Source organism: Alteromonas sp. ABE4_545, assembly GCF_056161325.1.
This window is the reverse complement of the sequence record NZ_JBSWYY010000001.1, coordinates 388919-400608: the sequence shown is the minus strand read 5'-3', so window position 1 is coordinate 400608 and position 11690 is coordinate 388919. Positions and strand designations below refer to the sequence as shown.

14 protein-coding genes are annotated in these 11690 nt (G+C 46.0%); 6 read left to right on the top strand and 8 right to left on the bottom strand.

Going from position 1 to position 11690, the window contains the following annotated elements; all coding sequences use genetic code 11:
* Positions 1-22 precede the first annotated feature (22 nt).
* Positions 23-613, top strand: a complete 591-nt coding sequence (locus ACXAH6_RS01870) for a hypothetical protein (RefSeq protein ID WP_474874923.1) — start codon at positions 23-25, stop codon at positions 611-613.
* Here the strand turns inward: ACXAH6_RS01870 and ACXAH6_RS01865 are convergent.
* From ACXAH6_RS01865 to ACXAH6_RS01850, 4 genes are all read right to left on the bottom strand, one after another.
* Positions 597-1001 carry a hypothetical protein gene (locus ACXAH6_RS01865; RefSeq protein ID WP_474874922.1) on the bottom strand — a complete coding sequence of 135 codons (405 nt, stop codon included), beginning with the start codon at positions 999-1001 and terminating at the stop codon, positions 597-599. The genes ACXAH6_RS01870 and ACXAH6_RS01865 overlap by 17 nt on opposite strands.
* A 13-nt stretch (positions 1002-1014) precedes the next feature.
* Positions 1015-1305, bottom strand: coding sequence for a hypothetical protein (locus ACXAH6_RS01860; RefSeq protein ID WP_474874921.1), 291 nt, complete (start codon positions 1303-1305; stop codon positions 1015-1017).
* A gap of 160 nt (positions 1306-1465) precedes the next feature.
* Positions 1466-1762 carry a type II toxin-antitoxin system RelE/ParE family toxin gene (locus ACXAH6_RS01855; protein WP_474874920.1) on the bottom strand — a complete coding sequence of 99 codons (297 nt, stop codon included), beginning with the start codon at positions 1760-1762 and terminating at the stop codon, positions 1466-1468.
* Positions 1763-1765: 3 nt separating this feature from the next.
* Entirely contained in the window at positions 1766-1984 is a 219-nt protein-coding gene (locus ACXAH6_RS01850) for an addiction module protein (protein ID WP_474874919.1), read from the bottom strand.
* 377 nt (positions 1985-2361) lie between these two features.
* On the opposite strand from ACXAH6_RS01850, the gene ACXAH6_RS01845 reads away from it, so the two are divergent.
* Both ACXAH6_RS01845 and ACXAH6_RS01840 read left to right on the top strand, forming a co-directional pair.
* Positions 2362-2706 (top strand): type II toxin-antitoxin system RelE/ParE family toxin, encoded by a 345-nt coding sequence (locus ACXAH6_RS01845; RefSeq protein WP_474874918.1) that lies wholly within the window; start codon positions 2362-2364, stop codon positions 2704-2706.
* Positions 2703-2990: a helix-turn-helix domain-containing protein gene (locus ACXAH6_RS01840; protein WP_474874917.1), complete on the top strand. Its 288-nt coding sequence runs from the start codon at positions 2703-2705 to the stop codon at positions 2988-2990. The genes ACXAH6_RS01845 and ACXAH6_RS01840 overlap by 4 nt, the downstream gene beginning before the upstream one ends.
* Before the next feature lie 544 nt (positions 2991-3534).
* Here the strand turns inward: ACXAH6_RS01840 and rplT are convergent.
* From rplT to thrS, 4 genes are all read right to left on the bottom strand, one after another.
* Entirely contained in the window at positions 3535-3891 is a 357-nt protein-coding gene (rplT, locus tag ACXAH6_RS01835) for a 50S ribosomal protein L20 (RefSeq protein WP_012518092.1), read from the bottom strand.
* 16 nt (positions 3892-3907) lie between these two features.
* Positions 3908-4105, bottom strand: coding sequence for a 50S ribosomal protein L35 (rpmI, locus tag ACXAH6_RS01830; RefSeq protein ID WP_474874916.1), 198 nt, complete (start codon positions 4103-4105; stop codon positions 3908-3910).
* A gap of 116 nt (positions 4106-4221) precedes the next feature.
* The gene (infC, locus tag ACXAH6_RS01825) at positions 4222-4761 is read right to left on the bottom strand and encodes a translation initiation factor IF-3 (protein WP_474875038.1); all 540 of its coding nucleotides are present in this window, start codon (positions 4759-4761) and stop codon (positions 4222-4224) included.
* Between the two features lie 120 nt (positions 4762-4881).
* The gene (gene thrS / locus ACXAH6_RS01820; protein WP_474874915.1) at positions 4882-6798 is read right to left on the bottom strand and encodes a threonine--tRNA ligase; all 1917 of its coding nucleotides are present in this window, start codon (positions 6796-6798) and stop codon (positions 4882-4884) included.
* 651 nt (positions 6799-7449) lie between these two features.
* Between thrS and ACXAH6_RS01815 the strand changes: the two genes are divergently transcribed.
* The 3 genes from ACXAH6_RS01815 to ACXAH6_RS01805 all read left to right on the top strand — a co-directional run bounded on the left by ACXAH6_RS01815 (position 7450) and on the right by ACXAH6_RS01805 (position 11653).
* Positions 7450-8331 (top strand): fructosamine kinase family protein, encoded by an 882-nt coding sequence (locus tag ACXAH6_RS01815; RefSeq protein ID WP_474874914.1) that lies wholly within the window; start codon positions 7450-7452, stop codon positions 8329-8331.
* A 247-nt stretch (positions 8332-8578) separates the two neighbouring features.
* Complete coding sequence (locus tag ACXAH6_RS01810) at positions 8579-9895, top strand: carbohydrate porin (RefSeq protein WP_474874913.1); 1317 nt, start codon at positions 8579-8581, stop codon at positions 9893-9895.
* A 63-nt stretch (positions 9896-9958) separates the two neighbouring features.
* Positions 9959-11653, top strand: coding sequence for a glycoside hydrolase family 1 protein (locus tag ACXAH6_RS01805; protein ID WP_474874912.1), 1695 nt, complete (start codon positions 9959-9961; stop codon positions 11651-11653).
* The last annotated feature ends 37 nt before the right edge of the window (positions 11654-11690 follow it).

Sequence of the window (11690 nt, the reverse complement as noted above, 5' to 3'; positions counted from 1 at the left end):
TTTTTTTAATACAGGTGCCATTATGTTAATTGCATTTACAACAAACCAATTTGCTACATCTTGGGTTCGCAGTCAGCCCTCTTACGCTAAACGTTGGGGTGAAGTAAAACTCTTTTCTGCCACTACAAAAGAACAAGCCACTAAACAATTGGGCTATTGGTTGTGCCAATTACGTAATGATGAACCTTTGTGTTTAACCGGTTTCGGTACGGGCAACGCTTTCGGCTTTGAGCTCTGGTTTAAATGGCAAAGCCATGAACTGGCGCGAATTCTGATGAACTTGCCTTTGAACTATCGCGGTGACATTTACTTTGATGATTCGCAGGGCCTCAGCTCAGGTTATGTAAACGCCTTGGTAACCTACGTAACCGAATTTTGTGTGGTAGATAAAATTAGCCTGTTCAACAACCGTGCCCCTACGGGTATGATCCACGCATTTCCAGACCCCAAAGAGTTGCGTTTGCACGAAGGCTTTTATCAGTGCCGAACTTTGGAGCGCAAAACCGTAAATAGTGAGCTTGAGGTAAAAACCTTGCTGACTCAGCTACAGCGTGCGCAACAACAAGAAGAACGCGAAGAAAGAGAACGTATGAAGTTTAAGCGCCAGAATTAATGGGCGCATTAGCTATGGATTGGCGCGCTCGGAAAAGTGAGCGCCAAACTAAAAACAGCAGGACGAACTCTGGAAATAGGGTAAGAAAAGTCATGATATTGGCAAAATCAGGAGTAAACGCCTGAGCGAACTGCCACCATTCGTCTACGCACACTAAAATCAGATACACACTGTATGGATAAAACGGCAGTTTTGTTTCTACACCGAGTAAATACATCACGATAACGGGCAAAGTACTGAGCGATAGCACATTGCGTAGAGTACGAAACCAGCTTTCGTCCCAATCGCCATAAAACACTAACGACGACCACAAAATACCGAGAAATGGCCACAAATATAGCAGCCACCACAATCGGTATAGTTTGACGTGTGCGAATAGCGACTTCATTGAGATGACGTTATTACTGTGGCTCGCGGACCATTTTTAAGAAGTAACCAACAAACGCACCGACTAAGAACCCGAAGAAGGCAAGCAGCACCGACAACCACATGGCCATCGACAAACCGACCTTATCCCCGTCACTCACGTCGAAGCCTAAAAAGCTGGATTGGAGTAGGAAGATCACCCACAACGAAACGACAACAGTGCCGATAGTGGTGTAGGCATTGGCAAGCCAAAAGCGTGTTGGGTATTGCCAGTGCAGAATAAATGCGAGTGCGACTGAAAAGCCTGTGAGTATATAAGGAATCAAACCTGCCCCTTTGTAGTTATTGTTTTATCACGGCGGTGAAGCGATGGCTTTAAATAGCGTGATGATGCAAAAAACTCATAATACAGGATGGAGAGTGGTAACGAAAGGCTGTGATTGGGTGTAATGATAAAACGCCAAGCGAACTCCGAAGAAACCAGTTTTAAGAACGACGAGACCAATAACCCGGTTTGCGATGATTGTGCATTACAGCAACTACAAAGATTAATTGCTGATCAGACAGTTGATAGATAATAGAGTAAGGGAAGCGCCCTAAAACAAAGCGTCGATGTGTTGACCCAAATCTTGACCAACGAGCAGGATTTGCGGCTATTAACGCGAAAGATTTTTCTAACTCACCGATAAATTCATCACCGAGGCCGAGAGACTGCTTTTGATACCAATCATAAGACTTTTGAACCTCTACTTTTACATCTGGGTGAAAAGTAGTGGCATACATTACCTATTTAAGATCCTTCTTAATCTCATTCCAAGACATACCTTTAACGGTGCCAGACGTTAATTCGGCACTTCTCTCTTCAGCCAAGTTTAACCACTCAGCCTCAACATTGTCATCTGATACTGATTCCATCGAAGTTAGCAAACGGTGCGCAGCAACGGCCTTCTCTTCAACGCTGAGCTGATCAATATTTTCGAGCAGAGCTTTTAGTGCTTCAGACATAATCTTTCTCCTAGGAACATTATTTATAGTAGCACTAATTACTAACCATTAAACCTGCACTAAATAACTAAAAAAGTGAGCACAAAAGCTCGACGCTCCGAAGATTCGAGACAGCGCCAAGCGGTGCCAGTGTGCATCAGAAACCGGTTGCCACAGGGATGTGGCAATCCGAGCGCCCAGGGAATGGGTTTACAGCGCGTTTCTGAGGGACACTGTTACCGCCAAGCGAACGGGCTACGAAGAAATTAAGTTTGATGCTCAAAGGCAGAGCGATCAGCAGTGGACAAGTTCGAGTCAGAAACCGTTCTCACGCCCAGTTGTTTGCCGCCCCACCCTCGTTTAAATTTTGCGCTAACTAATCCAATGGATTAAAATAAATGTTAGCAACCATAGCCGAACTACCAGAATACATAAAACGAGCAGCTCCTTTACTCAACTTAGATGAACGTTTATCCATAATTAACTATCTAGCAGAAAATCCCAAAGCAGGTGTTGTAATTGAGGGAACGGGAGGACTACGAAAGTTAAGATGGCGACAAGGAATGAGAGGAAAGAGTGGCGGAGTAAGAATTATCTATTACTACCATGACGAACGAATTCCTTTGTATTTAATTACAGTTTTTGGCAAGAACGAAAAAGTAAATTTATCCCACAAGGAAAGAAACACGTTGGCAAAATTAGTCGGATTGCTCGTATCCACTGCTTTGGAGAATGTAAAATGACAACTTCCTTTGAAAGTATTACAAAAGGTTTAAGTGAAGCAGTCGCTTTAAATACAGGCCAATCGGTCGAAGCTAAAGTCCACTCACTGCCAAGTATCGACGTCGGTAAACTCCGCAGAAATCTAGGACTTTCACAAGTCGATTTCGCCTCCAAACTACGCATTAGTGTTGCAACTCTTCGACATTGGGAAAGAGGCGATCGCAAGCCTCATGGCCCAGCACTCGCGCTACTCCACGTAGTTGCAAAAGAACCCTCGATAGTAATGAAAGCGCTAGAGGGTTAATCGCGTACGATATTCAGAATATTAAAGAGAATGCTACAAAGAAATCTCTCGGAGAACTAAAGATAGAGCGACCAGTAGTGCACAAATTCGAGTCAGAAACCGTAGGGATTACCTATGTATCGAGAGAGCGCCAAGCGGTGGCAGTGTCGTTTGCCACAGGGATGTGGCAATCCGAGCGCCCAGGGACTGGGTTTACAGCGCGTTTCTGAGGGACACTGTTACCGCCAAGCGAACGGACTACGAAGAAATAAAGCTTGATGCCTAAAGTAAGAGCGACCAGCAGTGAGCAAATTCGAGTCAGAAACCGTTCGCCGCAGGGATGCGGCGACACGAGCGTACAGGGAAGTATTCACCGCGTGTTTCTGAGCCGAATTTGTTCACTGCCAAGCGAACTACGAAGAAACCCACTTAAGGAACTAAAGAATAAACGAACGACGAAGAAACCAAACCAGATGTATAGAAGTTTTTATACCGCAGAAACGAAAAACGGCGAGCTATCCTGCTCGCCGTTTTCCGAAAGAACTTAAACTTAATTAGTTAATAATTAAGCTAATGCGCCTTTAGCCGCTTCGACTAATGCACTAAATGCCGCTTTGTCATGTACAGCGATGTCGGCAAGGATCTTACGATCGATTTCAACAGACGCCTTTTTCAAACCGTTAATGAAACGGCTGTATGACATACCATTTTGACGTGCCGCAGCGTTGATACGTGCAATCCACAATTGACGGAATTGACGTTTACGTTGACGACGGTCACGGTAAGCGTATTGACCAGCTTTAGTTACAGCTTGTACCGCAACGCGATAAACGCGTGAACGGGCACCGTAATAACCTTTTGCCTGCTTGAGGACTTTTTTGTGACGTGCACGTGCGATAGTGCCGCGTTTTACTCTAGCCATTATTCAGTCTCCAATCTTAAACGTAAGGCAACATGCGTTGTACCAATTTGGTATCCGCATCATGAACCACTTTTTTGCCACGAAGGTGACGTTTACGCTTAGAGCTCTTCTTGGTCAAAATGTGACGCAAGTGAGACTGTTTGCTTTTAAAGCGGCCAGAGCCCGTTTTCTTGAAACGCTTGGCTGCACCACTTACAGTTTTCATTTTAGGCATTGCTAAAACTCCGCATTGTTAAATATCGACATTATTGGTGTGCAGGCACCGTATGTCGGTTACAGTTTGCAGCAGGGTGTTTTGGGGTGCAGATTCCCAAAAACTTTAGACCACTACTACTTCTTATTTGGGGCGAGCACCATGATCATTTGGCGACCTTCCACTCTACGAGGGAAAGATTCACACGTTGCAATGTCTTCCAGCTCCGTTTTAACACGGTTAAGAAGCTCAATGCCGATCTCTTGGTGAGCCATTTCACGTCCGCGGAAACGGATCGTTACCTTGGCTTTATCACCACCTTCTAGAAAGCGACGCAGGTTGCGCAGTTTTACCTGGTAATCGCCTTCATCAGTGCCAGGGCGAAATTTAATCTCCTTGACCTGAATTTGCTTTTGTTTTTTCTTCTGCTCTTTTTGAGCTTTACTTTTCTCGAAGAGGAACTTGCCGTAGTCCATAACTTTACAGACTGGCGGCTCAGCATTAGGACTAATTTCAACTAAGTCCAGGCTGGCATCTTCAGCAGCTTGCAGTGCCGCGTTAAATGATACAACCCCTACCTGTTCTCCATCAGCACCAATTAAACGTACTTCGCGTGCTGTGATTTCATCGTTAATGCGGGCTTTGTCGCCCTGAGCCTTTTTGTTAGCGCCTTTAATGTGCTATTCCTCCAAAACTTATAATCTTATCCCGCAGTGTTTCGTTTTGACCTCACTCGGGTATGCAAATTGGGCTGGTACTAGCCAGCCCGTACATGATAGCAGGTTATGCAGTGATCGCTACTTGATAGTTTTTTCTGCGACTTCCTGTTTTGCTAGCGCAACAAAGTCTTCGAAGGTCATTGTGCCGAGGTCTTCGCCTTTGCGTGTACGAACTGCAACCTGACCAGCTTCCATTTCTTTGTCGCCTACCACTAACATGTAAGGAACACGTTTCAATGTGTGCTCGCGGATTTTAAAGCCTATTTTCTCATTTCTCAAGTCAGACTTTGCTCTAAATCCTTCAGATTGTAATTTTTCTGCCAAACTTTTCGAATAATCGGCCTGTTTGTCAGTAATATTTAAGATTACCATCTGTTGTGGCGCTAACCACAGTGGGAACGAGCCAGCGAATTCTTCGGTCAAAATACCGATGAAACGCTCTAATGAACCCAAAACGGCGCGGTGAATCATTACCGGCACTTTGCGTTCGCCGTCTTCGGCAACATAAGTTGAACCTAAACGACTTGGCATTGAGAAGTCGAGCTGTACGGTACCGCACTGCCATGCGCGATCGAGGCAGTCGTACAGGGTAAATTCAATTTTCGGCCCGTAGAACGCGCCCTCGCCTGGCAAATACTGGAATTCGATGTTTTTGCTGTCGAGTGCGTCGGCCAACGCTTTTTCTGCTTTGTCCCAAATTTCGTCACTACCTACACGTTTTTCTGGACGCGTAGAAAGCTTAACCACGATTTTTTCGAAACCGAATGCACGGTACGCATCGTAAATCATGTCGATACAGCTGCCGACTTCATCCAAAATCTGTTCTTCAGTACAGAAAATGTGAGCGTCGTCTTGGGTAAAGCCACGTACACGCATCAAACCGTGCAATGCACCTGATGGTTCGTTGCGGTGACAGCAACCAAATTCAGCCATACGCAATGGCAAGTCGCGGTACGATTTCAAACCTTGGTTAAAGATCTGAACGTGACCTGGGCAGTTCATTGGCTTAATGGCATATTCACGTTTTTCAGATTCTGTTGTGAACATGTTTTCGGCGTATTTGTCCCAGTGACCTGATTTTTCCCACAATGAACGGTCCATCATCAATGGGCCTTTTACTTCACCGTAGTCGTACTGGCGTAGCATTTTGCGAACGAACTGCTCTAGCTCGGTGTAAATTGACCAACCGTCGTTGTGCCAAAACACCATGCCTGGCGCTTCTTCTTGCCAATGGAATAGGTCTAGCGTTTTACCGATTTTACGGTGGTCGCGTTTTTCGGCTTCTTCTAGGCGCGTGAGGTAAGCTTTAAGCTGCTTCTTGTCGCCCCATGCAGTGCCGTAAACACGTTGTAGCATTTTGTTTTCGCTGTCGCCGCGCCAGTATGCGCCTGCCACTTTCATAATTTTGAAGTGATGACAGAACTTCATGTTGGGTACGTGTGGGCCGCGACACATGTCGATGTATTCTTCGTGGTGGTACAAACCTGGGCGGTCATCTTTCTCGATGTTCTCATCGAGGATTTCCATTTTGTACGATTCACCGCGTTGCTCGAAGGTATCACGTGCTTCTTGCCAGCTGACTTTTTTCTTCACTACGTCGTAGTTTGTTTTGGCTAGCTCAAGCATGCGCTTTTCGAGTTTTTGTAGGTCTTCCTGTGTGAGCGAGTGCTCCATGTCGATGTCGTAGTAAAAACCGTTGTCGATCACAGGGCCTATGGCCATCTTAACGTCTGGGTACAATTGCTTGATGGCGTGACCAAGCAAGTGGGCGCAGCTGTGGCGAATAATTTCGAGGCCTTCCTCATCACGGGTGGTGATAATTTGAAGCAATGCGTCTTGTTCTATTGGGTCGCACGCGTCAACGAGTTCTCCATCTACTTTTCCGGCAATGGTAGCTTTGGCTAAACCAGGGCCAATGTCGTTAGCTACGTCCATTACTGAAACGGCGTGATCGAAAGCGCGTTGGCTTCCGTCGGGAAGTGTAATTACAGGCATGAATAGTCCTTACAGTGGTGACACCTACTCTGTGCCACTTGTGTTTAATTGAGTAATAAAAAAGCGCCTGAATGGCGCGAATCGGAGCGATTATAATGCATTGGTTTTCACATGCAATGCTAGTGATTGGAATCATTGGTTTTTCTGGCTTGTTTCTTCGTAGTGTCGCTTGGTAGTGAATAGGATCGGCTCAGAAACACGCTGTAAACACATCCGTGTGCGCTCGGATTGCCACATCCCTGTGGCAAACGGTTTCTGACTCGATCCTATTCACTACTTGGTCGCTCTATCTTTGTGCATCAAGCTTTTGTGCTTTTAAGGAAAAGAGAATCTGACTCGAATACAACACCTTAATAGGGATTGCTCGGAGACATCCATCTGTGGCATCGAGCTTGGTTTCTTCGTAGTCCGTTCGCTTGGCGCTCTCTCGTTTACTGTGTATATCCCGCTTTTACTCTTTTAAGGAAAAGAGAAGCTGGCTCGAATACAACACTTTAGTAGGGATTGCTCGGAGACATCCATCTGTGGCATCTCGCTTAGTTTCTTTGTAATCCGTATATTGGATGATTCAAACCTGTTTGTTGGATTAAATTTTCATTCGCGAAAAATAAGTTCTTTGCCATAATCTATTAGGTACAGAAGGGCGTGAATATGAAGATGTGGCAATTTATTAGCGAGCATATCAGTGATGCGACAGGCCAACCGTTTATTTGTGCGCACAGCCATGCAGTACATGGCGGCGACACCACCGAAAGTTATGTCATTCACGACAACCACACACGGTATTTCGTAAAAATTCACAAAGAAACCGACGACAGCCTACTCAAACTAGATGCAGAAGCAGAAGGCCTGCGTGTTCTGGCGGCAACCGATACCATTCAAGTTCCCAGTATTATTTGTTATGGCGAAATTGAAGAAAACGGACGCCGTATTGAATATCTCGTACTCCAGCATCTCAAGCTTGTCGAAGGCACCGAGGAGCAATGGCTAGATTTAGGTATGCGCCTTGCCGGTTTGCACGCTTTTGCGGGTGCTCCCCAATTTGGCTGGGATCACGACAACTATATAGGTGGCACACTGCAAACCAATGGCTACACCACCTCATGGGCGCAATTTTTCGCAGAACATCGTATCGGTGCAATGCTAGAAAACCTCGCTCATGTTGGGCAACGCTTGTGTAATATTGATGTTGCCGTAACCCACACCTTTCAATATCTACAAAAGGCAGATGTAAGACCCAGTTTATTACACGGCGATTTATGGTCTGGAAATGCAGGTTTTACTAAAAAAGGGCCTTGTATTTATGACCCAGCGGTTTACTACGGCTGCAGAGAAACCGATATAGCAATGACAGAATTGTTCGGAGGCTTTCCGCCCGCCTTTTACAATGGCTACAACGATGTATGGCCCCTCCCCCAAGAGTATCAACAACGAAAACAACTCTACCAGCTGTATCACATACTCAACCACGCCCTACTATTTGGTGGCAACTACCTCACCGAGGCCAAGCAACAACTTTCACGCCTTTTTTAACAGTTACATTTGCTAATAAATAAGCAGGCAGTTGTTGACACAACAGCCACATTCTCTCGCGACTCCCTAACATTTCGAAGCACAAACTAGCTTTTTGACCCATTAAGTTAGGTTTTAGACCGTCTGCGTTACCTTAACTGAGTGCGACTTTTTTACTATTCCCTCCGCTAAACAGCCCTCAGGGAAAGCCGTTTTCAATGGCTTTTCGCTAATAAGAAACTGACTAACGAATTTCGGATAAAGAACGATGAAAACGCTAAAGATTTCTGCTATTGCCTGTGCAGTATGTTCACTCCTCAGTACCCCTACATTTGCCGATAACACTGTAGACTTTCACGGATACGCCCGCGCGGGTGTGTCAACAACCTCAAAAGGTGGTGAACAGATGTGCTTTGGCAATGGTGCCGATGGCCACTACACCGGACGACTTGGTGACGAGTGTGAAAGTTACTATGAATTAGGCCTAGGGCACGCATTCACTGCACTTAACGGCAAATCGTTCTATTTTGATTCCATGTTTTCTGCCGAAACCTCGCAAGGTGCTCAGTACAACGACAACCAGCCAATCACCGAACCGGGCAGTGAAGACAGTCGCGGCGATTTCTCGCTTCGTCAGTTAAACCTACAAGCCAAAGGGCTACTTGATTTTGCTCCTGAGGCGACAGTATGGGCGGGTAAGCGATTCTACCAACGCCATCAGGTTTATATGATGGACCTCTACTACCTGAATAATTCAGGTTACGGTGCAGGTGTGGAAGGCATTCATTTAGGTACTGGTGATTTGTCTGTTGCTGTGGTCACCGGTGACCGTAGCCCATACAACGGCAAAACTAACGCTGAGGGCGAACAGTCAGTACAAACTCAGAAATTTGATGTGCGCTATAGCCATATCCCGTTGTGGGAGCAAGCCGAACTTGAATTTGCCTTCATTTATGGCCGAACTGATGTGACTGAAATTCAGGAAAATGCCGATGAAGCGAAAGAAGACGGCGTATTCATTACTGCTGAACTCAATCACAAAATAGCGGGGGCTAATAACACCTTAGTTTTGCAATACGCCAATGATTCAATGGCTGATGCAGCGTGGACGAATGCAAGCGGCTCAGCTATTAATACCGACCTCACATGGGAAGGTGAAAACGACAACGCTTATCGCGTGATTAACTACGGTGATGTGCGCTTAAGCGACAAGGTAAACCTCGATTATTCTCTATTGTACGCCAAAGCAGAAACCCTCGCCGCTGCGGGTGATGTGTCTGAAAATAAACCGTATCGCTTTAGCTTTATTCTAAAACCTTCGTATGCGTGGAGTGATTACTCAAAAACCACGCTTGAACTCGGTTATACCAGCTATAAAGACTCTGACGATACAGAAACACAAAAACTTCAGAAAATCATGATTGCTCAGCAATTTACTTATGATTTTGGCTTTAAAACCAAACCGACCATTAGTTTTTACGCTGGCTCGTTCTTTGGCAATGTCGCCGAAAACTACCGCTATGGCTCTGACGATGGCGAAGATGGCAATTATCGATTGGGCGCTCATATTGAGGCTTGGTGGTAAGACTTGCCGCATGCGGGCACTCATCTATTGCCCGCGTTTCGTTTTTTCAACAGAGCACGCAATATGAAAACAATGACCAAATGGTTGGGCGCCACCGCACTAGGCACTACCCTACTTATGACTGGGTGTGATGGAACAACCAATACTAGCAATACCGACAAAAGTACCACCGATGTGGTACTTCCCAGCGATACTGACTTTTTGTCTTTCCCTGATGACTTTCTTTGGGGAGTGGCGACTTCTGCCTATCAGGTAGAGGGCGCATACCTTCAAGACGGCAAAGGCACATCAAACTGGGATTTTTTAACGAACTCGATCAACGTCGCTCATGGGGCAACGGGAAACGTTGCCATCGATCAATACAATCGCTACGCTGAAGACGTTCAACTTATGGCGCAGGCTGGTATCAAATCGTACCGGTTTTCGCTCTCATGGGCACGCATTTATCCCGGTGGCTACCCATTTGAAGTTGACGGCAACGGCGATGCGATCTTGGATGACGATGGCAATACCATTCCCGTAGCCCCAAACCAATCTGGCATCGATTATTACAACAACTTAATTGATGACCTCATCGCAAACGGAATTGAACCCGTTGTAACACTGTATCATTGGGATATGCCTTTAAACCTCTGGTACGGTGCAACTGGCATCACGGCGTTCAACAAACGCAACACGGTAGACGCATTTGTTGGCTTTGCCCAAACGTGCTTTGAAGCATTTGGCGACCGCGTTACGCGCTGGGTTAGCTTAAATGAACCATACAGTGGCGCGACCATGGTTGAGGGTATTATTGCGCACATGATCGCAAACCCTGAACTCGACTCAAATACCGTGCTTACCAGTTTTGCAATGCAAGATTTGGTGGGGACGCAAATTAGCTTTATTCATCATTATTTACTCGCCCATGCCAAAACAGTGCAGCTCTATCATGAACTAGAGGCCGCAGGTACTGTAAAACAAGGCGATATTGGTATGGCGTTTGATATTTCGTGGGCTATTCCCGGCAGCGATGATGATGCTGATATAGAAGCCGCAGAGATATATAACCACTATCGCAACGACTTATTCACATACCCGGTGTTTAAAGGAGAGTATCCAGAGGGCGTACTTGATACGCTTGCCTCCTACGGTTACAGCATAAATGAAGACGAAGCGACAATTGCCAGTGACCTTGCTTTTATCAAGCAATACCCGGGCGATTATGTAGGAGTAAATTACTACTCTCGCTCCTATGTGACCGCAATCACCGACGCTGATGAAATGGAAGACTCGTTTGCATGGGATGGCGCCTTGGTGCCAATGCCGCAAGTATTTCTCGACAATATCTGGGTAGAAACCCATGCCGATAACCCAGCAGCGGGTAACGGTGTGTATGATCCACAGGGCTTTTACGATTCACTGGTTTACATGGATGATATATCTGGTCATTTACCCATTCTGGTAACCGAAAACGGCGCAGCGTATGAAGACTCCGGCGACGACGTGTTAACCGATGAGGGTGAAGTACACGACACCTACCGCACGCGCTTCTTGAAGGGACATATTCAAGCCGCGTGGCTGGCGATGAATGACGGCGTGGATTTAATTGGCTACACCGCGTGGTCGTTTGCTGATAACTTTGAATGGACGTCTGGCTATGGCCCTCGATATGGCTTAGTTTACATCGATTACGATGATGATTTACGACGTTATCCCAAAGACAGCTACTATTGGTATTTGCAAGTCATCAGTGACCACGGTGTAGATACCGAATAAATACACAATAACGACTGTGTTTATCTCACAAAAAAGG